Annotated in this window: 21 protein-coding genes, 1 tRNA gene and 1 pseudogene; 9 read left to right on the forward strand and 14 right to left on the reverse strand. The window is 50.2% G+C overall.

What is annotated here, in order from left to right; translation table 11 throughout:
* Positions 1-11: 11 nt before the first annotated feature.
* The 3 genes from pruA to LCH85_19265 all read right to left on the reverse strand — a co-directional run bounded on the left by pruA (position 12) and on the right by LCH85_19265 (position 3,064).
* On the reverse strand, positions 12-1,565 hold the full coding sequence (gene pruA / locus LCH85_19255; GenBank protein MCA0354140.1) for an L-glutamate gamma-semialdehyde dehydrogenase: 1,554 nt from the start codon (positions 1,563-1,565) through the stop codon (positions 12-14).
* 78 nt (positions 1,566-1,643) lie between these two features.
* A complete protein-coding gene (locus tag LCH85_19260) occupies positions 1,644-2,390 on the reverse strand; it encodes a hypothetical protein (protein MCA0354141.1) in 747 nt (248 codons plus the stop codon).
* 278 nt (positions 2,391-2,668) lie between these two features.
* Positions 2,669-3,064, reverse strand: coding sequence for a CoA-binding protein (locus LCH85_19265; GenBank protein ID MCA0354142.1), 396 nt, complete (start codon positions 3,062-3,064; stop codon positions 2,669-2,671).
* Between the two features lie 220 nt (positions 3,065-3,284).
* Between LCH85_19265 and LCH85_19270 the strand changes: the two genes are divergently transcribed.
* Positions 3,285-3,911, forward strand: coding sequence for a nitroreductase family protein (locus LCH85_19270; GenBank protein MCA0354143.1), 627 nt, complete (start codon positions 3,285-3,287; stop codon positions 3,909-3,911).
* A gap of 117 nt (positions 3,912-4,028) precedes the next feature.
* Here LCH85_19270 and LCH85_19275 read toward each other — a convergent pair whose 3' ends face one another.
* The 4 genes from LCH85_19275 to LCH85_19290 form a co-directional block, all read right to left on the reverse strand.
* Positions 4,029-5,444, reverse strand: a complete 1,416-nt coding sequence (locus tag LCH85_19275; GenBank protein ID MCA0354144.1) for a phosphoglucomutase/phosphomannomutase family protein — start codon at positions 5,442-5,444, stop codon at positions 4,029-4,031.
* Between the two features lie 112 nt (positions 5,445-5,556).
* Positions 5,557-6,537, reverse strand: coding sequence for an NDP-sugar synthase (locus LCH85_19280; GenBank protein ID MCA0354145.1), 981 nt, complete (start codon positions 6,535-6,537; stop codon positions 5,557-5,559).
* Between the two features lie 76 nt (positions 6,538-6,613).
* Positions 6,614-7,684 carry an NTP transferase domain-containing protein gene (locus tag LCH85_19285; GenBank protein ID MCA0354146.1) on the reverse strand — a complete coding sequence of 357 codons (1,071 nt, stop codon included), beginning with the start codon at positions 7,682-7,684 and terminating at the stop codon, positions 6,614-6,616.
* Positions 7,685-7,699: 15 nt separating this feature from the next.
* Positions 7,700-8,668 carry a GDP-mannose 4,6-dehydratase gene (locus LCH85_19290; protein MCA0354147.1) on the reverse strand — a complete coding sequence of 323 codons (969 nt, stop codon included), beginning with the start codon at positions 8,666-8,668 and terminating at the stop codon, positions 7,700-7,702.
* A gap of 121 nt (positions 8,669-8,789) precedes the next feature.
* Between LCH85_19290 and LCH85_19295 the strand changes: the two genes are divergently transcribed.
* From LCH85_19295 to LCH85_19315, 5 genes are read left to right on the forward strand one after another with little or no spacing between them, the layout of a single operon-like run.
* Positions 8,790-9,440 (forward strand): NUDIX hydrolase, encoded by a 651-nt coding sequence (locus LCH85_19295; protein MCA0354148.1) that lies wholly within the window; start codon positions 8,790-8,792, stop codon positions 9,438-9,440.
* Positions 9,441-9,488: 48 nt separating this feature from the next.
* Positions 9,489-9,986, forward strand: a complete 498-nt coding sequence (locus LCH85_19300) for a hypothetical protein (GenBank protein ID MCA0354149.1) — start codon at positions 9,489-9,491, stop codon at positions 9,984-9,986.
* Positions 9,987-10,000: 14 nt separating this feature from the next.
* Positions 10,001-10,516: a hypothetical protein gene (locus LCH85_19305; protein ID MCA0354150.1), complete on the forward strand. Its 516-nt coding sequence runs from the start codon at positions 10,001-10,003 to the stop codon at positions 10,514-10,516.
* An 11-nt stretch (positions 10,517-10,527) separates the two neighbouring features.
* Positions 10,528-11,331, forward strand: coding sequence for a hypothetical protein (locus LCH85_19310; GenBank protein ID MCA0354151.1), 804 nt, complete (start codon positions 10,528-10,530; stop codon positions 11,329-11,331).
* Between the two features lies 1 nt (position 11,332).
* The gene (locus tag LCH85_19315) at positions 11,333-12,082 is read left to right on the forward strand and encodes a glycosyltransferase family 2 protein (protein MCA0354152.1); all 750 of its coding nucleotides are present in this window, start codon (positions 11,333-11,335) and stop codon (positions 12,080-12,082) included.
* A gap of 74 nt (positions 12,083-12,156) precedes the next feature.
* Here LCH85_19315 and LCH85_19320 read toward each other — a convergent pair whose 3' ends face one another.
* A complete protein-coding gene (locus tag LCH85_19320) occupies positions 12,157-12,651 on the reverse strand; it encodes a DNA starvation/stationary phase protection protein (protein ID MCA0354153.1) in 495 nt (164 codons plus the stop codon).
* A 262-nt stretch (positions 12,652-12,913) separates the two neighbouring features.
* On the opposite strand from LCH85_19320, the gene LCH85_19325 reads away from it, so the two are divergent.
* Positions 12,914-13,993: a hypothetical protein gene (locus LCH85_19325; GenBank protein ID MCA0354154.1), complete on the forward strand. Its 1,080-nt coding sequence runs from the start codon at positions 12,914-12,916 to the stop codon at positions 13,991-13,993.
* Positions 13,994-14,035: 42 nt separating this feature from the next.
* On the opposite strand, the gene LCH85_19330 is transcribed toward LCH85_19325, so the two are convergent.
* A complete protein-coding gene (locus LCH85_19330; protein MCA0354155.1) occupies positions 14,036-14,662 on the reverse strand; it encodes an alpha/beta fold hydrolase in 627 nt (208 codons plus the stop codon).
* 4 nt (positions 14,663-14,666) lie between these two features.
* Positions 14,667-15,755, reverse strand: a complete 1,089-nt coding sequence (locus LCH85_19335) for a DPP IV N-terminal domain-containing protein (GenBank protein ID MCA0354156.1) — start codon at positions 15,753-15,755, stop codon at positions 14,667-14,669.
* A gap of 101 nt (positions 15,756-15,856) precedes the next feature.
* Between LCH85_19335 and LCH85_19340 the strand changes: the two genes are divergently transcribed.
* Positions 15,857-16,372, forward strand: a complete 516-nt coding sequence (locus LCH85_19340; protein MCA0354157.1) for a MogA/MoaB family molybdenum cofactor biosynthesis protein — start codon at positions 15,857-15,859, stop codon at positions 16,370-16,372.
* A 748-nt stretch (positions 16,373-17,120) separates the two neighbouring features.
* On the opposite strand, the pseudogene LCH85_19345 reads toward LCH85_19340, so the two are convergent.
* A pseudogene (locus LCH85_19345) lies at positions 17,121-19,682 on the reverse strand (lamin tail domain-containing protein).
* A gap of 237 nt (positions 19,683-19,919) precedes the next feature.
* Here LCH85_19345 and LCH85_19350 point away from each other — a divergent pair.
* Positions 19,920-19,993, forward strand: a tRNA-Gln gene (locus LCH85_19350).
* A 104-nt stretch (positions 19,994-20,097) separates the two neighbouring features.
* On the opposite strand, the gene LCH85_19355 is transcribed toward LCH85_19350, so the two are convergent.
* The 3 genes from LCH85_19355 to LCH85_19365 form a co-directional block, all read right to left on the reverse strand.
* On the reverse strand, positions 20,098-21,315 hold the full coding sequence (locus tag LCH85_19355; GenBank protein MCA0354158.1) for an MFS transporter: 1,218 nt from the start codon (positions 21,313-21,315) through the stop codon (positions 20,098-20,100).
* An 8-nt stretch (positions 21,316-21,323) separates the two neighbouring features.
* The gene (locus LCH85_19360; protein ID MCA0354159.1) at positions 21,324-22,019 is read right to left on the reverse strand and encodes an SGNH/GDSL hydrolase family protein; all 696 of its coding nucleotides are present in this window, start codon (positions 22,017-22,019) and stop codon (positions 21,324-21,326) included.
* A gap of 237 nt (positions 22,020-22,256) precedes the next feature.
* Entirely contained in the window at positions 22,257-22,547 is a 291-nt protein-coding gene (locus LCH85_19365; GenBank protein MCA0354160.1) for a hypothetical protein, read from the reverse strand.
* Between the last annotated feature and the right edge of the window lie 87 nt (positions 22,548-22,634).

Below are 22,634 nucleotides of genomic sequence, written 5' to 3' on the forward strand. Positions count from 1 at the left end.
GCCATGCCTTTTTAGAAGCGATCAGTAATGGTTTTGGCTTGAGTGAACAACAAGAGGTAATCGGGGCCGCCAGCTTTCGAGTCGGTGCCGCTCATGTTGAAGCCACCAAACGGCTGAACCCCAACCAACGCGCCTGTGCACTTGCGATTGAAATACAAGTTGCCGACATGGAAATCGCGCCGAGCTTCTTCAAGTCGTTCGCGTGAGCGGCTAAATACCGCGCCAGTTAAGCCATATTCGGTGTTGTTGGCAATTTCCAAGGCATGTTTCCAATCGTTGGCTTTGATAAATGCCAAGACTGGCCCGAAAATTTCTTCCAATGAGAGCCGAGCTTCGGGGGCAATATCGGCGATGATCGTTGGCGGAATGAAATAGCCTTCCGAGCCATCGCCAGTTTCGCCGCCAAGCATCAAGCGACCTTCGCTCTTGCCAATTTCAATGTATTCGCGAATCTTGTCGAAGGCTTTTTGGTCAACCACCGCGCCCAGATGGTGCTTGGGATCAGTTGGATCGCCCATGGTCAGCTTTTTGGTGCGATCAACAACCTTCTTCAAGATTGTGCTATAAACGCTATCGACGATAATTGCTCGCGAGCAGGCTGAGCATTTTTGGCCTTGGAAGCCAAACGCTGAGGCCACGATCGCATCGGCAGCAGCATCGAGATCGGCAGTTTCATCAACTACAATCCCATCTTTGCCACCCATTTCTAAGATTGTGCGTTTGAGCCAGATTTGGCCAGGTTGCAATTTGGCTGAGCGTTCGAAAATCCGCAAGCCAATTTCCTTCGAGCCAGTGAAGGCGATTAAGCGGGTTTTGGCGTGATCAACCAAGGCATCGCCCATTGCGCCGCCTGAGCCAGGCACGAAATTAACTACGCCATCGGGCAAGCCAGCTTCTTCAACCAACAAGCGCACAAATTGGGCGGCAATCGCGGGCGATGCCGAGGCTGGTTTCAACACCACCGTATTGCCAGCAGCAATCGCAGCGGTGGTCATACCGACCATAATCGCCAAGGCAAAGTTCCATGGTGGAATTACCACGGTTACGCCGAGCGGCACATAACGTAATTCATTTTCCTCGCCGTTGTAAGCGACGACTGGTTGTGGGCCACCAAACTTAATCGCCTGACGACCATAATATTCCATAAAGTCGATTGCTTCGGCCACATCAGCATCGGCCTCAGCCCAACTTTTGCTTACTTCATACACCAACCATGCCATAAATTCAAACTTGCGGCGGCGCATCACAGCCGCAGCGCGGAACAAATAGCGGGCGCGTTCTTCTGCCGCGACGTTGCGCCATGATTCGAAGGTTGTGGCGGCAACTTCCACCGCTTGATTGGCATGCTCAACCGTTGCCTTGGCAAAACTGCCGACAACTTGGCTTGGCTTGGCCGGATTCAGTGAATCAAATGTATCAGCCAGTTCGATATGTTCGCCACCAATCAGAAGCGGATAAGTACGCCCTAATTCATCGCCAACCTTGCTCAGTGCCGTGCGCATCGCATCGGCATTGGCTTTCACACTGAAATCGACAAACGGTTCGTTGCGGTACTCGGGTAACATGTACATCTCCTAGCGATAAGCGCCATTGCTTATTTGGATCAGATTGTGGATATTCTATACGAAATTGCTTAGCTTAAGTTAGGCCAATTCGCGCAGATCCAACGCTGGCCCATGATGACACAGCAATTTTGGCTGTTGTCGGGTAAGTTGCCAGCACCCACCACACATCCCAATGCCACATGGATAGGCTTGATCGACGATAAATGCCGCAAAACCTTGTTGCCAAGCATAGCGTTCACGCCGAATCCGTTGGCTCAAACGACTGGCCAAATCGAGGCTGCCAGCGGCCAGCAAGCGATTGGCCCAAACCAACGGGGCATCAAGTTTGGTGCTACTTTCGAGCAAATCAAGCACATCGTCGGCGGTCGCCAAATATTCGATCTCAGCTGGGAGTACAAACGGCGGTACGCGCATTGCATCATTGGCACTCGCCAACAGCAATACCGGTGAGCCAGTTTCGGTTACCCGTTGGGCATACAACAGCAGGCTGTAGATTGCATTACCCTCTGCAATCAACAAGGTTGCTTTTTGACCGTCGCTGCTGAGCGGTCGTCCAAGTGGCCCAAGACAATCAAGCTCAAAGCCTTTGGGCAACCGCGCAATGCTGGCCAACAACGGGTCTTGTAAATCCAAGGCCAAGGTGGCGGTGCTACTACGATTAGTCGCAATAATCCAAGCCCGACTGCGCAAGAGTGGGTCGTGGCTCAAGCCGTGATGCAGCATCGCCCATTGCCCAGGCTGAGCGCTGGCTAGTTGTGGCGAAGCCACCGTCAGCAAGCCATAATGTTGATTCAATTGTTGCTGATCAAGAATAACTGTTTGCATAGCAGCATTATCCGAGAAGATCGGGGCTTATGCAAGGAGTGAGGCAAGAGCATAGAATATAGGGATCAGGAGCGAGGCGTAACGTTTAACCACGAAGGACACGAAGAGCACCAAGAACGATTTAATAGTTCTATGGCATCGATTAGTAATTCAGATATTTAACTAATCCAGCTTAGCGCTCTTCGCGTTCTTCGCGGTTAAGCATTTCATTCTGACGGATCGCGCTTATCGCTGGGTCAAAACCCGATCCCCAATCCCCAACAACCGATCCCCAACAACTACAATTGCTGCATATGCTCGACTTTAATACATTTATCCATCACAACCTCTAAGCCAGCGGCTTCGGCAGCGGCAGCAGCCTCGTGATTGACGATCCCGAGTTGCATCCAAATTGCCTTTGCGCCAACCGCAATTGCTTCTTCAACCACTGGCGGCACATCTTCGGCGCGGCGAAAAATATCGACAATATCAATTGGCTCTTTGATATCGCTCAATGATGCAACTGGTTGTTCGCCAAGCACTGGCTCTTTGAGCACCGGATTGACCGGAATAATTTTATAGCCCGCCCGTTGCATATATTCAGCCACACCATAGCTCGCCCGATCGGGCTTGTTGCTCAGGCCGACCACGGCAATCGTTTTGGAGTTGCTCAACAGTTGTTTAATATCGCTCATAATTCCTCCTTATAACCAACACGTATCGCAAGGATTGTACCCCAAAAAGGCGAGCTTGCCCGAAATTGCCGAGGATTAGGACAGCAATCTCATGGCTTGGGACGCGTCAAAGGACATGCCGATAGATCAATTCAAGGACAATATGTAATTATCATAGTTACAGATACAGCAAACGCAGCCCAAACGTCGGCGCTGCACTATTTTCTAGGAGCATAGACCAATGACTCAGCCAGCCGTTAACAATACCTTGAGCGTTGCCGAAGCCATTTCAAGCCGCCGCTCAGTTCGTAAATATACCAACGACCAAGTAAGCCAAGCCGACCTCAACACCATTTTGGAATTGACTGGCAAAGCTCCTTCAGCCTGGAACATTCAACCATGGCGCTTCGTTGCTGTGCGCAACCAAGAAGTCAAAAATAAATTGCAAGCTGCTGCGTATGGCCAAGGCCAAGTTGGTAGCGCTCCAGTGGTGATCGCCGTTTATAGCAATACCGCTGAAGCCCTCGATACCCTCGCCGATGTGATTCACCCAGGCGTGCCAGCCGAGCAACGCCAAGGCGCAATCGATGGCATTTTGGGTGCGTTCGCTCAGCGCAGCCCCGAAGAAAAAGAAGCTTGGGGTTTGGGTCAAACCAACATCGCCCTTGGCTATCTTTCATTGGCCGCTCGCTCATTGGGCTACGACACCTCGTTGATGTTGGGCTTTGACCCAGCCCAAGTCAAAGAAATTTTGGGCTTGCCAGCGCACGTGCAATTGGCTGGCTTGGTGGCCTTGGGTGTTGCCGCTGAAGAAGGCTACCCACACCACCGCCACGCTGTCGAAAAAATCACCCAATTCGTTGACTAAGTTTGGTTTGAACCAATAAAGTAAAAGGCCAGAGCATTACGCTTTGGCCTTTTTTGATCTTCGCGTCCTTCGCGGTTTCATTCCAAATTATGCTTCCTGCTCTTCGTGGATCAATGCCTATACGCCAGCGATGACCCGACCTTCGGCTAACAATTTTTCGACCAACTCTGGTGAGCGGGTTTCGGTATAAATACGCAACAATGGCTCAGTGCCTGAGAAGCGAATCAACAGCCAACTGCCATCTTGCAGGTGGTATTTGTAGCCGCCTTGGGTGGTAATCGAATTAACCGTCAAGCCAGCTAAGGCATCGGGGCGAGCCGAATCAACCCGCTTGAGAATCGTATCGCGTTGCTCAGCAGGATAGGTAATATCCAAGCGATCGTAGAAATGTGGCCCAACTTTGCTGAACAACTCTTCCATGGTTTCGCTGGGCGTTTTGCCACGCTTCAAGAACAAATCGAGCAACAGCAGCGACGATAAAATCCCATCACGTTCCGGCAAATGCTTGGCAAAGGCAAACCCGCCCGATTCCTCGCCACCAATAATTGCATTCGATTCGATCATCTTGGGGCCGATATGCTTGAAGCCAACCGGAGTTTCGTAGATTGGCACATTGTAAAGCTCGGCCAAACGATTAACCATCGAAGTGGTTGAAAGTGACTTAACGATTGGGCCGCGCCAACCTTTAACTTCTAATAAATAATAGGTTAGTAAGCCAAAAACCCGTAACTGATCAACAAATTTGCCTTTTTCATCAACCAACCCAACCCGATCAGCATCGCCATCGTAGGCCAAGCCCGCAAAAGCCCCACTTTGCTTAACCACATTTTTGAGTTTGGTTAAATTGTCGTCGATTGGTTCGGGCGAACGCATTCCAGGAAATAAAGGGTTACGGGTATCGTTGATTGGCACAACTTTGGTTTGGCCACCATCAAGCAACAATGGCAAGAAACCAGCGCCAGCCCCATACATTGCGTCGTTGATGATCGTCCAGCCCTCGCGTTTGATCGCCTCAAGATCAACCATTTGCTTGACTTGCGCGACATAATCGGGCGTGCCGTTGATCCGTTCAACCAAGCCTTGTTTTTCGGCCTCACGCAGTGCCATGCGCTTGACTGGCGCTTTTTCTAAACGATCTTCCAAGCGGGCGATCACTTCGGGCGAGGCTGAGCCAGCATATTCGGGCTTATATTTATAGCCGTTGTCGCTTGGTGGGTTGTGCGAAGCCGTGATAATCGAGGCTCCACCAGCCTTTTTGCACAAAATGCTCCAACAAACCACAGGCGTAGGAGTCGCTTTTTCAGTTAAATAAACATGAATTCCGTTGGCAGCCAGCACCTCGGCGGTGGCGGCGGCGAAGCGCTCGGAACCGAAACGAGTATCATAGCCAACCACCAACCCGCGCGGGGCCAAGCCCGACTCATGCAGATAATCCGCGACGGCTTGGGTGACAATGCGCACATTGTCAAAGGTATACTCTTCGGCGATCGCTGCTCGCCAACCGTCGGTGCCAAATTTGATTGCTGATGCCATACACGCTCCTGAGCTTGCGATTGAAATTGGTTTCCCATGAATGAAGATTGGTGACGATCGCTCGTCAATACAACGAAATAGCGTTCATAAATTTGAATGGGATTGAATGATATTAACCAAGCGCGAGACCTTCGACAGTTGCATGGTGGGCAACCTGCACATCATTGGCAATGGCGACATTGTTTAGGTTTGCAGCGGCTTCAATTGTAACACGATCCCATGCGATCACCCGTTCAAGTCGGGCATGCTCGCCCACCACACAGCCGCTACCAAGCATAATCGGGGCAATTAGTTGGGCACTAGGGCTGATTTGAGCATCAGCCGCAGCCCACACTCCTGCTGCATATTGTATGCCATGCACCGTTTCATGCGGCAAATGGCCCAACAATACCGCTTCGTTGGCGGCTAAATAGCCTGCCAATGTGCCAATATCTTGGCTGTAGGCGTTGTGTTGATAGGCATAAATCGGAGCTTGAGCCGCTAGCAAGCTGGGGAAGAGATCACGTTCGAGCATGGCAAAACCTTGGGCTGGAATCTGGGCAAGCGCCGCTGGCTCAAATATATAGGCTCCGCTATTGATGGTGGTGGCCAAGGCCGTGCCAGCTGCGGGTTTTTCTTGAAAGGCATATACTCGTTGATTCGCATCGCTAGCAACTACCCCAAAGGCTGAGGTATCGGCCACTTGGCGCACGGCAATGGTTGCCACGCCGCCAAATTGGGCATGAGCTTGCCAGAGTTGAGCCACATCGAAATCAGTCAGTTCGTCGCCATTCAGCACCAAAATCGGCCCAGCCTCAAGCAAATTGGTTTGTTCAAGGGCGTAACGTACTGCGCCAGCTGTGCCCAGGGCTTCTGGCTCTTGCACAATCTGCAAATCTAGCCCAAAAGCCGCGCCATCGCCATAGGCTGCCAAAAATTGTTCGGCCAAATATTGCACCGCCAAAATCACATGACGCACACCTTGCTGGTGCAAACGCCGCAAGGTTCGGCTCATCAAGGCTTCGCCGGCAATTGGCACGAGTGGCTTGGGGAGTTGGTTGGTCAATGGGCGGAGGCGCGTGCCTAATCCGCCAACTAAAATAACTGCACGCATACAACTGCTTTCATAAAAAGCACGGCAGTGGTTTGGTTATCGCTAACCACCTGCTGCCGTGCCCTTCAATTATAACTTATAACACATCATTGCGGCCTTCAGTCCGCAATTGATCGACAATTTTCTTGACATCTTGAGCGCGATCACGTGGGGCAATCAGCAGGGCATCGCCGGTATCGACCACCAAAAAGCCATCAAGGCCAATCGTGGCGATCATGCGGCCAGAATCGCTGTAAATCAAGGTCGATTTGGTATCAACCTCGACGTGTGGCCCAATCACTACATTAGCCGAATCGTCGTCGCTCATCAAGGTTGTCAGGGTGTGCCAATCGCCAACGTCGCTCCAGCCAATATCAACTGGCACAACCGCGACGTTTGGTGCACGCTCCATAATGCCATAATCAACCGTGATATTTTCGACGTTCTCCCAGACGTGGGCCAAAGTATCGTGGTAGCGCGATTTGCCAAACGAGGCTTGAACTTGATTGAGTTGGTTGCGCAATTCGGGCATGTGGCGACCAATCGCATCAAGGAAGGTTTTGGTTTGCCAAACGAAAATCCCAGCGTTCCAGAAATAATTGCCTTTGGCGAGATAGCGCTCAGCAGTATCTTGGTCGGGCTTTTCGGCAAAACGCTGCACCCGATGAATTTTATGATTATGCGCTTCGGTGATCAATTCGCCACATTGAATGTAGCCATAGCCCGTATTCGCAAACGATGGTTTGACCCCCAGCGTCACCAAATAGCCTTCGCGGGCGGCAACTTCGGCGGCTTGCAGCGCTTGACGAAAGGCTTCGTTGCGCAAAATCAAGTGATCAGCACTCAACACTGCCATCACTGCATCAGGAGCTGAGCGGCGCATATGAATTGCCGCCAAGCCAATTGCCGAAGCCGTGCCACGACCACTTGGCTCTAAAATAACGTTATTGCGCGGCACGTCGTTCAACTGCTCACGAATTAATTCTTCGTAATCCGAGCCAGTTACCACGAATACCCGACCTTCTTCCATCAAAGGCCGGACTCGATCAACGGTTTCTTGCAGCATGGTGCGATTGGAAAGCAAGGGTAAAAATTGCTTGGGCTTGGTGCGACGTGAACGCGGCCACAATCGCGAGCCAGTACCCCCAGCAAGCACTAAAATATCCATATGGTTAATCCTCTGTTATTCGTTAATGTGGGAACCAACTCTCTCCAACTCGGTTGCGACGTGGCTGCGCCATTCATTTAGAATATCGCGCAGCGTATCATCAAGGCGATACTGCGGCTCCCAACCGATTTGGCTGCGCAAACGGCTGGCATCGCACGCCACAATTGGCACATCAACTGGACGCAAGCGTTGAGGATCAACTTCGACCGTGATCGTTTGGCCACTGAGTGCAATGAGGCGATCAAGAATTGACTGAATTGAGACACTCTGACCTACGCCAATATTATAAATTTCGCCAGGCTGCGCTCGTTCAAGCAGCAGATGATAGGCCCGGACAACATCACGCACATCGCTAAAATCGCGCTGCGGCGTAAGGTTGCCAACCTGAATCACTGGCGGCTGCAAGCCCGCTTCGATGCGAGCAATTTGGTGAGCAAAGGCTGGCACAACAAAATCAGCCCGTTGGCCAGGCCCAGTATGGTTAAATGGCCGAGCACGAATCACCTTCAGGCCATGGCTATACCACCATTGCCCTGCTAGCAAATCTTGGGCTGCCTTGGAAACAGCATACGGATCCGCTGGGCAAAGCATGGTGTTTTCATCGGCGGGTAAACCTGAACGATGGGCCATGCCATACATCGCATTCGAGCCAACCACCAACACAATTGGATCAAGTTGAGCCGACTTGATCGCTTCAAACAGGTGTAATTGGCCGAGCACATTGATATTAAATGTCCCAGCGGGATCACGAAACGATTGGGGAATCGCTGATTGGGCCGCTAAATGCACCACCACATCGGGAGCTGCATTTGCCACCGCCGTTGCTACCGCCGAACGATCAAGCAGATCAGCCAGCACGGTTGGGAGTTGTGGGTGGGCTTCACGCCCCAAGGCCCATAATTCCCAAGTCGTTGCTTGCTGCAAATAGCGAACAAGATGTTGGCCAACAAAGCCATTAGCGCCAGTAATTAATGCTCGTGTCATAGCCCGCACTATACTGCGAGTTGAGATTGTTGGCAAGAAGCTGTTTAAGCCTATTCGCATCCATGACTTAATCTTCTATACTTAGGCTAGCATTTTGGATATTTGTGCTGGAGATTGTTGAATGTTCGAGCAATTTCACCTTCCGGTTGCAGTTAGCGCCGAATTAGCCGATTTAGTCGCTCGTTTTGGCATGCCCCGTTTGCACCAAGTTGCCTTAGTTTTGCCCGATGGTCAGTATCCAGCTAGCGCCGATGAGCAAGCGCTTGCTGTCCAAGGCCTCTTTGCCCCCTTTGGCAAAGCCGACCGTTATGGCGAGGTTTGTATGGTGGTGCAACGGCCTGATGGCAGCTTGATTAGTGCGCGAAAAGCCTATTATCCGCCCGAAGCCTTTCGCTTATTGACTGGTGGGATCAATTACGATGAGCCAGTCTATGAGGCGTTGTTGCGCGAAACCGCCGAAGAAACCGGGCTTGATGTGCAGGTTGAGCGCTTTTTGGCGGCGGTCAGCTATCGCCCAACCAATAGCCCAACCCCAACGTTTTATACCTTTGCCTTTTTGCTGCGTGAATTGGGTGGCACCTTGGGGGCTGTTGATGAATCGGAGCAAGTTGCGGCCTTTGGCTTTCCTCAGGTGAACGATCTGCCGACGCTCGCCAGCCAACTCGAAAGCCTGAGCGGCAGCGAAGATCACGAAATTGCAGGCAATTGGCAAGATTGGGGTCGGTTTCGAGCAGTACCACATCGGGTTATTTGGAATTATTTTCAAGCCTAAATCATGCAACGAGAGGAGTAAACATTTATGCAATGCCCACGCTGTGCCATGGCCATTCCAGTTTCTACACCTAGTTGCCCATATTGTGGGCAAAAATTGGTCAAATCAAGCCAACGTTTGAACGAACTTCAAGTTATTGGGTTAGTTATGGTTTTTGCAGCTAGCTTAATGTTGGTATCACTTTTCTTACCCTTAATCCAGATCGAACAGACTGGTCAAGCCTTTAAACCCATCGATGGTTTTACTAGCGATCAACTTACCCCTTGGCCAGAGCGTTGGCGCTTTATGAGCTACACATTGGTTGTAATTGGGGGCATAGCTTTGATTAGTGCTATTGGGAGCACGCTGACATTGCGCCAAATCTGGGCAACAGGCGCTACAACCATTGCGGGAACTACTTTGATGTTTGTCAGGGTTTTCTTTCGGTCTGAAATCAAAGGTGCGAGCTATGGCGAAGGTTTTTGGTTCATGGTAATTGGAGGAGTTGGCTTATTAATCAGTGGCTTTTTGTTCCGCTACCTTACTCGACCACAAATCGCCAACTAAGCAAGGAGGAAGCGATGCAATGTCCCCACTGCGCCATGACGATTCCGATGGTGAGTGATAATTGCCCCTATTGCGGCAAATCGCTCAGGCAGCACCAAGCACAAAACAGTATCAGCCTCCAGGCGTTTGGCTCTTCAATGTTTTTAGATGCGATCCTGATGCTGGCTGCACTCGGACTAGGCCTAGCTCAACGAGCCAGTGATGGTCAAAGTTTTCGCATGCTTAGCAGTATCCGCCAACCGAGCACTGAATGGCCAGCTTTGTGGGCAAGCCTCAGTTATGGCTATGCGATCGTGGGCTTGCTGGCATTATTGTTCAGCATCAGTTGCATGATTACCAAAAATCGGCGTTGGGCCATGGGTACGCTGCTGTGTGGCATGGCTGGTCTGGCAATCTTGGCAACCTTTGGGGCTGGCAGCTTATTCAACGATTCCGGGTATAGCCCTGGCTTTGGCCTTTGGATTGGCTTGTTTGGTAGTTTTACTTTGATCACCACAAGTACACTATTTCAATTCTTGACCAGAAAATGAAAGGAAACGCGATGCAATGTCCTCAATGTTCCGCCGCTGTGGCCGATAGCAGCCGTTTTTGTACCTCGTGTGGTGCGACAATCACGCAACCTGCTGCCGTTGATAAAACCATGGCCTTGCCCAACTTACCACCAATGGCTAGTCCAGTTGATAAAACTCAAGCGATCAATCCGGCGCAAGTGCCAGCCGCTCAGCCAAACTATGGCCCGCCAGCGCCAGTTCAGCCGAATTATGGCCCGCCAGCCCAACCCAATGCCTACCCGCAGCAGGGCTATAGCCAACCCCAACAGTATGGCCAAATGCCGCCAGCAAATTATGGCCAAGCGCCGATCGGCTATGCAGTGCCCAACCAAGCGGGCTATGCGGCGATTCCTGCGGCTAATGGCAGTATTCCCGCAATCTTGATGATTGTGAGTGCCTTGGCTATTTTGGTTGGGGCATTTCTGCCGATGATCGACACAAACGCGACTACTGAAAACTTATTTCAAGTGCTGAGTTATGCCAACGAACCCAGTTCGCAAGATATGGATAATTATCAAGCAGTGATTGCCATTCTCTATGGGATTCCGATTTGTGCAGGTTTGGGGATACTCATAGGCATGTTGGCCTATTTTAAACGGCGCAATCTGTGGGGCGTTTTAAATCTGATTGTTGCAATTATTGCCTTTTGCTGTAGTGGCATTATTGTTTTAGGGGCCGCAGTCAGCGATGTTGGTAGTGAAATGGGCAGCGGTTTGTTGGTGATGTTTCTTAGCTCAATTTTCTTATTCGTTACAAGTATTGCCTTTTTGATTCGCAAGAAGCAGCCACGCTAATATGTTGTTATCTGTTGCTATTATTGCTCGTGATGAAGAGCGCCATATCGGGGCCGCGTTGGCCTCAATCGGCGATTTGGCCGCTGAAATTGTGGTCTTGCTCGACCCGCGTACCCGCGACCGCACCGCTGAAATTTGCCTGCAAGCTGGAGCACGCGTGGTCGAAGTGGTTTTTGAGTCGTTTCCGGCGCAGCGTAATCGTGCTTTGGCCGAATGCCAAGGCGATTGGGTTTTGTTTTTAGATGCTGATGAGCGGATAACCCGCAACTTACAGCATGAAATTCGCCAGCTTTTGCAAGGCCAACCTGAATATGCTGGCTACTGGATTCCGCGCTTCAATCGCTATTGGGGGCGAGCTTTGCGCGGCGGTGGTTGGTATCCTGACCATCAGTTGCGTTTATTGCAGCGCAGCAAAGCCCAGTACGAGACCAGCCGTTTAGTCCATGAATTAGTCATTTTAGATGGCCTCAAAGGTCGCTTAACCCAACATCTTGAGCATATTAACATAGAATCGTGGGCCGAATTGCGCGAAAAACAGCAGCGTTATGCGCAAGCCGAGGCTGCCACGCTCTATCGTAATGGCGTGCGCGTCAAGCCCCAAAACTATATTTTGCAGCCATTGCGGGCGATTTGGCGGCGCTATATCACGTGGGGCGGCTATCGCGATGGCTTGTTGGGCATGCTTTTGGCCTTGGTGATGGGCTGGTATGAGTTTAAAATGTATCTGGCTTTGGCCAAACATAGAGCTTAAATCAAAATGGGTTGGGGAAATTGCCCCAGCCCATTCTTGACTTGACATCATTGTTAATGTCTTCGCTCGCTTACTTAACCTTTGGTTTCTTGAGAAAGTTCAAAAAGGAACCAAACTCGATTTTCGGCCTGATCGATCATTGGTTCAAGCTCGCTAGCGGTGGCTACATCATTGGCCTCATCAGCAACATCGTGGGCTTTGCGCAGATTTTTCACCAAGGTTTGATTATCGCCGACCAACTCAGTTAGCATAGTGGCTGGCTCAACAAACTCAGCATTATTATCATCAATTGTTTGCAATTCGCTGATATGGCCAATTGAGCGCAACGATGTGCCGCCAATACGGCGAGCGCGTTCGGCCAAAATATCGGTTGTGGCAAAAATTTGGTTGGCATGCTCATCGAACATCAAATGCAAATCGCGAAAATGGCGACCAGTCAAATGCCAATGAAAATTTTTGTATTTCATGTATAAGGCAAACGAATTGGCCAAGCTGCGGTTGAGTGCCTCAATGACGGGTCCAGTCGCTTTTGTATCCAAGTCAGTTGGGGTTTTTAAGCGTTTATCCATGGCGATTTAGCTCCTTCAAACAACGATTTTCTACCAACAACATTGCAGATGCTGTGCCACAAGATCATGATTATGAATCCGATTCATGACACCTTGCGTTGCAAGGGATTGACAAGCCTTTAATCAATCCCTAGAATAAGCCCATCAATGCTTACACCTTGATTAACGCCTTTTAAGGTTGTTGTGTCTGCAACAACCACGCCGCTGTAAACGTCGATGCAGAGAGAATCTCAACACGTTTTAATTCAGAAAGGGTCCACGTATGCGCCAGTATCTTGACCGCTATGTGAAGCCGCTTTGGCAAACCTACAGTTCACCAGGGCAACCACTACGCCCGACAAATACGCGGGCGCTGCACACCATTTATGGCATTTGGTTGTTTGCATTTGTGCTCAAATTGATGGGTTCGGGCTGGGATGTGGCTTGGCACTTCCGCTTTTTGCGCGATGATCTCGCCCCACCGCATATGATTAACACGGTTGGCACGATTATCGTGATTATGCTGGTGATGTTTCATACCTGGACGGGTTATGGGGTTGATCGGCTGACATTGCGCTTGATGCAGGCGGGGATTTCGATCTTTCTGATTGCAATTCCCTTGGATTTGATCAACCACCGTTTGTTTGGCCTCGACATTACGAGTTGGAGCCCAACTCATGCCTTACTCTATCTTGGTACGGCGGTGATGTTGCTGGGCGTGTTGCGTGGCTGGTTACTGCTCACCCCTGAAAGCTCAATTAAAACAGTTTTTGGGATTGGCTTCTGGGCCTTTTTGCTCGAAGATTTCCTATTTCCCTTGGGTCAACAAGAATATGGGGTAACGGCAATCGAAGCGATGCGAATTGGCAAGCCCTATGCTGATGCGGAATTGTTGCTTGAAGCCGGAGCCAACCCTGAGCGCTTTGCCATTCCTGTACCAACATGGCTCTACCCACTATGGTTGATCACTTCGTTGGTGTTGGTGTTGGTGGCTGCTCGCCTGATTATGCGTGGGCGCTGGACGGCAACCTTGGTTGCAGGCAGTTATCTGATCTATCGGGTTGTCTCGTTCTATATTTTACGTGGCATCGAGTTTCCACCATCGTTTGTACCATTATTTATGATTGGTACAGCTCTAGCCATCGATCTTGGTATAACCTATCGCGTGAATGCCTTGGTTGCCACAGTTGGAACCTTGATTATGTTTTATGCTGGGGCTTTGATCAGTTTCCAAATGACCCTTATGCCAGAAATTCCGCTCAATACAATTCCAATCGCAGCAATTCTTTTGTTTGCGGTTTGGGCGGGTGCACTCTGGATCGAGCGCAGCCCGTATGTGGAGCGCTGGCGCACCCTAGTTTAGTTTTGCTGAATAACACGGAGCAGGATAAACTGCTCCGTGTTGTTATTTAACCGCTTGTTCGAGCCAATCGACCGTGAATTGCGCAACTTCATCTTCACGGGTTAGATAATAATGATCAGCCCATTTGAGTAGATGCCAGCTTTTTGGCTCGGTCGCTTGTTCAAAGGCCGTGCGCGTTTCAATCAAATCGAAAAATTGATCGCGCTCGGCGACGATTGCCAATAATGGTCCATGCTGGCCTTGAGCACTCTCCTGCAAACCAACAGGGTTGGGCGTAACTGCCACGGTTGCGCGAATCGTTGGGTCGCTGGCCATCACCCGTAATACCAATTGTGCGCCAAACGACCAGCCAATTAAGCAGATTTGAGCTTGCGGTGCACGTTGACGCGCTTCGGCCAAGGCTGCCTGCAAATCGAGATCTTCACCTGGGCCGCCACTAAATTCACCTTGGCTTTGGCCAACTCCACGCGAGTTGTAGCGCAAAATCCCCCAACCACGGTCGCGCAACACCTTGAAGGTCGCGAAAATCGCCCGCTGATCCATATTCGACATTGGCGGAAAATGATGGGCCAACACGGCAACCAATTGTGGCGATTGGCTGGGCGCTAGCCATTTGCCCTCAAGTAACGTGCTGCCATCGGCAGAAAGAAAATGAATTGTTGTTTGCATCATCCTACTCAACGATCCAACGAGCTTGGGTGGCATTTTCGATCAACACCCGAGGCTCTGATTTTTCAGCTAAATTAACCGTCCAGATTGCCGAGGGTACGTTTGCCGAACCGACGGTTAAGCGCGTCCAGAGCAATTGTTGGCTATCGGGAGTCCATTGCGGATCAACATTATCGTAGCCGCCGCCAGCCGTAATAGCCCGTGGTTCGCTGCCATCAGCATTAACGACCCAAATTTCGCCGCGAGGTACTTCACGGGTGCGCCGCACAAAGGCGATTTTCGTGCCATCGGGCGACCAAACGGGGGTAAAATCATCAGTATCAGTTTGGCTAGTCAAGGGCGTTTGTTGCTCAGTTGCCAGATCAAATAGGATTAATTCGTTGCGAAACCCTGCTTGCGACTCCCGCAATACACTAATTACTAAACGCTGATCATCGGGCGACCAATCAAAATCGCCGCTAAATGGAATGCGCCGCAACACATCGCTAAAATCAAATAAAACCAATTCGTTGCGTAACGGATCGGTAAAGCCTAGCAAACGTCCAGCATTCGACCAATGTGCGCCAAAGGTAACCACATCGCCGCCTTTAACCACTGGACTAACTTGGGTTCCATCGGGCTGCATCAACCAAAGTTTGGGCGAACCAACTCCGCCAGTGCTAATTGTGCGTCGTTCATAGACAATCACGCCATCAGCAGGCGACCAATTTGGCGTATAGCCAGTCCAATCAGCCGAACCTGTGCTCGTAATCACCTGATTTTGGGTCAGATCAAACATTTCGATGCGGCTTGGTTGGGCTTCGGCTTGAGTGGCATAGGCGACTTTGCGCCCATCGGGGCTAAGGCTATAATCGCTAACTTGTGGCACAAGTAATTGCTGCCCTTGACCATTTGCATCCGACCGCCACAATTCAGCTTGCTGAGCGGGATTGCGCAAAAATAAAATACCACTAACTTGGGCTTGCGCTTGATTTGGCTTATTGTTAGCAACTTGACCTGCACTAGGTTGTTGACCAATCGTGACCAACAAAATCACAATCGCCACCAAGCCTACTGATAAACTGGTTACCGTTCGACGACCTATCTGATCCATGACGACTCCTTGGACATACTTGGCTTGATTATCACCCTATAGCCAGCTTTGAGCAAATGCGCTACGATAGGCAGAATGCCCGATTTAATGAAGGAGGTCGTATGGGCTACAATGATCATGCTGAGGCAGCGGCACAACATCAAGTACCAGTGCGCTGTGCAATTATTACCATTAGCGATACACGAACCAGCGAAACCGATAAAAGTGGGGCGCTGGCCCAGGAATTATTAACTGCCGCAGGCTTTCAAGTGGTCGAATATCGCATTATTCCCGATGAACCAGATCAGGTTGCTGAGTTTGTGCAACAGTGCATTGCACGGAGCGATTGCGACGCTGTTTTAACCAATGGTGGTACTGGGATTGCCCGTCGCGATGCCACGATTGAAGCGATTGCCCCGTTGCTTGATAAAAAATTGCCTGGGTTTGGCGAAATTTTTCGCATGCTTTCCTACAACGAGATTGGCGCAGGAGCCATGCTTTCACGCGCGATCGCGGGCATCGCTGGCCGAACCTTGGTTTTTTGTATGCCTGGCTCGTCGGGAGCGGTGCGTTTGGCCATGCAATCGTTGATTTTGCCTGAATTAAAACACCTCGTTTGGGAAATAGCCCGCCAGTAACGCCATAATACCGAATCAGCCAACCAAGCCCAAGCAAGCCAAGCAGCCAAGGCCAGAACGTTGGCAAGTTTGGTTGGCTGGTCGCTGGCAACCGTTGCGGTAAACCCAAATCGGCAACTTGGCGTACTTGCAATCGCCAAACATCATCATAGCGGCTAATAATTCCTGTGGCATTCAATTGGGTTGATGTTGGCAATTGCGGCAAACTTTGGCCTTGAGCCAAACGTATTTGCAAGGTCTGAGAGCCAAATTCGACCAATAAACTATCGGCATGGCGTTGTTTATAGCGTAATGGCAATTTAACCAACTGTCCAAGATTGGCTTGTTCTAGCTTCTGCGGGCTATGAATGACTAAATTGGCTTGATTTTTAATAATGTTGAGATCAGCGGCATCAGCCACAATCAACTGTGGTTCTTGATGATAGCTGCCAACTTTGGCCTGAATTCGTAGGTGCATGCCTTGGCGTAGTTGAGGCAAGGCGACGTTATTGCTGATAAATACTAAGATTCCAGCGCTAGCATCTTGCAAATAAAACGCCCGTTGCCGAAACAAATTGAGTTCAGCACTGACCACGCCTTCAACCACAACGTGGCTATCGATTGGCGCTTGCTGAGCTTCGCGCAGACTGAAGGTTTTGCTTGGTTTGAGCTGCACCGAATTATTGGCTTGCTGCGGGCTGGGTTGTTCAAAAAGTTGCCATTGTTGATTGCTTGGATGCCGACCCCAACTTTGATCATAAGCCAATTTGGCATAGCTAACCCGATCGATCACCACTCCATTTGGTTGAAGCAAGCGCACCTCTTCGCCAGTATTGGTGAGGCTTAGTTTGCTTTGGCTGGCAAAAATCACCAGATATCCTTGGGCGGCGATGCGCATTCCAGCGGGGAAGCGCCATGATCGCGAGCCAGCATCAGCGGTATCATCCAACTGCCAACCAGTTAAATCGACCTGAACATTATTTGGGTTATATAGTTCAATCCATTCATCGCTGCTATTATTCTCGCCATCAGCGTTCCAATCGATGGCCCGTGGGGCTGGCACAATTTCGTTAATCTGCAGTGATGGATAATTCGCTTGCAATGCGCTGGTTGGCTGAGCAGTCGGTTTTGGCTTGGCAATTTTTGGCTTGGCGCTGGCTTTGGGCGTGCTGGTAGGTTTCGGTGTCGCTGTTGGTTTCGGCGTTTTGGTTGTTGGGATGGCGGTTGGTTGCGGCGCACGATTGGGCTGATTAGGCGTGGCCGGAGCATTATTCTGCCAACTCCCAGCATCGGGAATGCGGCTCCAAGTGCTGTTTGCGAGCGGCTTGGTATAGCTTAATTGATCAACGACCCGACCATCAGCCATCGCTAGTTCAACGTTATCGCCACTATCGTTGAGCAAACTACTCAGCGTGATCGTTAAAAATTGGCCTTGAGTGATACGGGTATTGGCAGCAATTCTGATGCTTGTGCCCGAACTATCGCTGATGCTCCAGCTACTCAAATCAATGGTTTGAGCATTTGTAGAATACAGTTCGAGCCATTCATTGCCAAGCGGCGAGATTTCGTTGATCACAAGGCCTGTGGGAATTGCTGCCAACTCACGATTACGATAATTAGGGCTGATTCTCATGCCGTTGTGCCAACTCAGGCCGCCATCAGGCCAACGCCCCGCCGACAAACCTGGTAAAGCTGAGCTATAACTCCAAACAGTATATTCTTGCAAGCGATAATCGAGTAAGCGCACTATGTCGCCGTTATCATTCAACAAATTGCTGCTGTAGATGGTGTGCCAACTGCGTGGCTCGATCAAGGTGTCGTCGGCGATCCGAATCGGCACACCCCCAGCATTAGCTTGATCATCAAGCCACCAACCACTCAAATCGATCGCATTACTACTAGCGTTATATACTTCGACAAATTCCTCGCCAGCGCTTGGCCATGCTAAGACCTCATTGATCAGGAGTTGATTTGGTTCAAGGCTGGGATTTTGGCGGTTGCTGTTGGCTGGAGTAGATCGCGAGGCTGCTTGCCATGGGCCAATCCCATCGGGCAAACGGCTCCAAGTGCGTTCACTCAGACTGCTGGCGTACTCAAGGCTATCGGTGATAATGCCTTGATTGGTAATCAAATGCACACTATCCAATTCAGCATTCAACAGCGTACCAACTGAAATAACCAAGAATGAATTGGGGCTAATGATCGTTGAATATTGGATGGTTTGGGCTGCCCCGCCACCCTCAAGCTGGTCGTCAATTTTCCAGCCTTGCACATCAAGCGGCTCTGGGCCGAGATTGTAGAGTTCAATCCAATCGGTGCCAGTCAAGGGTTGACTCATCACTTCGTTGATCACAATCCGTGCTTGAGTTGGTGTAATTGGCAGATCAGCCGGATTGCTTTGACCCAAACTTGGTGCTCGATTGGCCGCCCAAGCTCCTGTGCCATCGGGAATTCTGGCCCAAGTACGATTGCTGATGGTGGCGTGATAACTAAAAGCATCGATCAATTGACCAGTTGGATCAAATAAACGCACATCATCAGCACTATTGTTGTAAACATTGGTCATTGAAATGACCAGCCAACTTGTGGGCTGAATAATTGCTTCAAGCAGGATTGGGTTGGCTCCAGCAGCGGCATCATCAAGCTGCCAACCATGCAAATCGATCGCTTGATCGCCAGCATTGTATAGCTCGACCCATTCTTTGCCACTGCTTGGCGCTGCCATTAATTCGTTGATCCGAATGAGCGATGGATTCGGTGTGGCCGTTGGGGTCTGGCTTGGTACTGGAATTGAGGTTGGCAACCTTGTTGGGCTAGGTTGGGGTGAGGGCGGGTTGGTTGGTTGAACTATAACTGTGCTTGTGCTGGGAGGAACTGTTGTAGCCGTGTTGGTAGGGATTGTGGTTGGCGTGGTTTGGCTATTTGCACTGCCTGGAGTTGGCGTAGTTGCTGCTTGCCATGAGCCAGCACCGTCGGGCATGCGGCTCCACGATAGGCCTGCACTAGCACTGGTGTAGCTGTAGTGGTCGATAACCTGACCCGTAGGATTGAGCAAACGCACCTGATCGCCGCTATTATTCAACACATTGCTCAGCGAAACAACCAGCCAAGCGTTTGGTTCAAGCAGGGTGGGCGTTGGCAAGATTTTAGGGCTGCTGCCACCTTCGATATCATCAACCGCCCAACCACTTAAATCGATGGTGCTTTGGGTTGGATTGTACAACTCGACAAATTCGCTGCCGCTGATCGGAATCGCCAAAAACTCGTTGAGCACCACCTGAGTTGGGCTGATTTGGGCCAGTATTGGTTGTGGCCAGAGCCAACCAATCATCATCAATAGCCAAACAAATCGCTGCATAGCCGCCTCGCAATTGGAGCACCAAAAGCCAAGATTGCCCTACTTAGATACACAAGCCAGCGTTTTCTGGCATGCTCAAGCAAGCAATTTCGGCCCAAGTTTTGCAATGACTGATGGCTTATAAATCTACGACCTTCGCCCGATTTGCAAAAAAGTAGCAGCTATGCTATACTATCAAAGTCAACGGAAGCGTTGAAGATAACTCGGTGATGGCGGATCGTCTAAAGGTAGGACAACAGTTTTTGGCACTGTTTATCTAGGTTCGAATCCTGGTCCGCCAGCCAACAAAACTCAGCAATTTTGCTGAGTTTTTTGTTTAACTTTGATATTTTGGCCTAACAAAAAAGGCTGGCAACACGCCAGCCTTTGAATCTTCTACCTAGCCTAACTACATTGGTGGCTTGATACCACTTGAAGCCACACTAACCGGATGTTCCTCTTTGACGTTGACTCGATCGATCCCCGTCATCATTAAACCTAAGAGGGCTAGCACCAAACAGCCAATCGTGCCAAACAGCGCTTGATCGCTATGTTTATCGCCAACCATGGCCATAACGCCGCCAGTTAACGCCGGCCCAACAAAACTGCCAAGCCCATAACAAACCGTAAACATACCGCTTGCCCCACCTAATTTGGCTGGTGGAACGCGTGCCGCCAATACCGCTAAACCAATTGGGTAGAGCGTTCCAGCGAAGGCTCCCAGCAACATCCCGAGAAACAGGGTTAGCAAAAATGGTGGGTGCAGGGTCGAGAACAAAGCTGCCGCCGAAAGGAGCGATAACGATCCAATCAGCAATGGCCGATAGCCATAGCGATCAAGCATTCGCCCAATTGGCACCTGAGCCACAATGTTGGCAATGACGGTTACCGAAATTAGCGTGCCAAGCTCCCAGTTGCTGTAGTTGAGGGTTGGCAGCAATGAAACTAACGACAACGTGCCATAGCCATAGAGGAAGGCAATTGCCAGAGGCAAAATTAATGGACGAGTGATTTTAAAGCTCACCCCGCCACTTTCATGCTCAGTATGCGCCACATGTGGCTCTGGCACAACGAGCACCACAATCACGGTTGCCACGATTGCCGCAGCGACGGCTACTAAAAATGGATGGACAGGATTTTTGGTCCATTCATAAACTGCTGTGCCAATAATTGGGCCAGCTGCCGTACCACTGGCCAGCGACATTCCATAAACTGCCGTATTATGCCCCCGCTGCGCAGGCGAACTAACCCGACTGACATAGGTTTCAGCGGCAGTCCAAACGCACGACCAGCCAATCCCCTCGAAAATCCGCCACATAAAAAAGAGCGGGATATTATTTGTCCATGGCATTGCCAGCATGGCAACGGTGTAGGAAATTAAACCAACGATCAAAAAGAGTCGAATGCCAAATTTATCGATTGTGCGGCCAATCGGCATGCCCGTTAGCACAAGGCTGGCGAACATCACACTAGTGCTTAAGCCCACGATAAATTCATCAGCGCCATTTTGTTCAAGCAAATGCGGAATCAACGGGTTGATGATCCCAATTCCAAGGGCAGTAACCGCAACGCAGAGATAAATTGGCCACATTGGATGACGCACATGCGTCGAAGGAACCTGCTGCATAATACTCCTCACGCTATTGCCCGCAACCCAGTTGGCCAGGTTTGGGTAATTACGGAGATTTCTTCATCAACAATCGTTTGGATGCCTTGGATATTTGGGTGAATATTGGTAAACCAACGCACATCATGGCCATGAATATGATCAAGTGCTGGCCCCAATACCGGAAAATCCTCATCGACTGAGCCAAAGCCCCGCGCCCGTAAATCCCAGTTACCTTGTTGGGTTTCGCGTTTCATGCGCTCGAAAATATCGACTAGTGCATAGCCACGCTGCTGGGCAAGTTTGGCGATCATCCGATAGACTGGCTCAAGCTTAGAGTTACGATCAAAGGCATAATGGGCTGGGTAATCGACGTAAATCCCAGTTTCCAAGATGATTTTGGCTTGGGGATAATCACGCTCGAACAAATCGCAAAGCTCGATTAATTTGGCTTCAAATGGCCCAATCCCATAGCGTTTCCGATCATTCACGCCATACCGCACAATAATCAGATCGATTTCGGGATAGCGAGCCATCGTGCGATCGTAGCGTTTGAGAAAATCCTCAGTTGCTTCACCATCTAAGCCTTCGTTATGGACAAGCGTTTCGTCGGCAAAGACGCTACGCAAACGGGTTTGCAGCAAGGCATCGCCACGCTGATGCGGCAATGCATACGAACAAGCAACCGTACAATCACCAACTTGCAAAACCAACGGGCCAGCCATCCAGAACCTCCGCCGAAACGTTGATATTTGCGGCATCCACAGCAAACATCACATACGGCAGTATAGCGGTCTCGTCTACTTTTGACAACTTTTAGCATGACATAAAACGAGTTTTTGAGTTACCAGCGTTCGCTTGAACGCCTAAACTCATCAAACGCTCATTTCTGCCAACAATCAAAAAAGCGTCCTGTCGTATGACGACAGAACGCTTGAAGTTTGTTTTAGCTTAATCGGTTTTTAGATGCGACGGCGACGAGGTGCCCGCATAAACGAAATGACCAAAGCAAATAAGGTTGCGCCAATAATTGACCAGATAATTGGGAAGGGCTTGCCTTCGATATCGAGGGTCAAAAGTTCGGGTAAACCTAAGTTGGCAGCCAGCCATGAGCCGAGCAATGCGCCGATAAAGCCGACCCCGATTGAGGCCAACAAACCACCCATGCTATAGCCAGCAATCGCTTGACCAGCTGCACCACAAACTGCGGCAATCAACAACATCAACAATAAGCCGATAACTGAGAATTCCATTGCATTTCCTCCTAGATTTGATATTCATAAGCGTGTCTGTCATCTGCTGTTCTGTAAAAGCAAAAGCTGTGCCATGAGTAAAGGATG

The sequence above is a fragment of the Chloroflexota bacterium genome (genome assembly GCA_020161265.1).
Classification (GTDB): Bacteria; Chloroflexota; Chloroflexia; order Chloroflexales; family Herpetosiphonaceae; genus Herpetosiphon.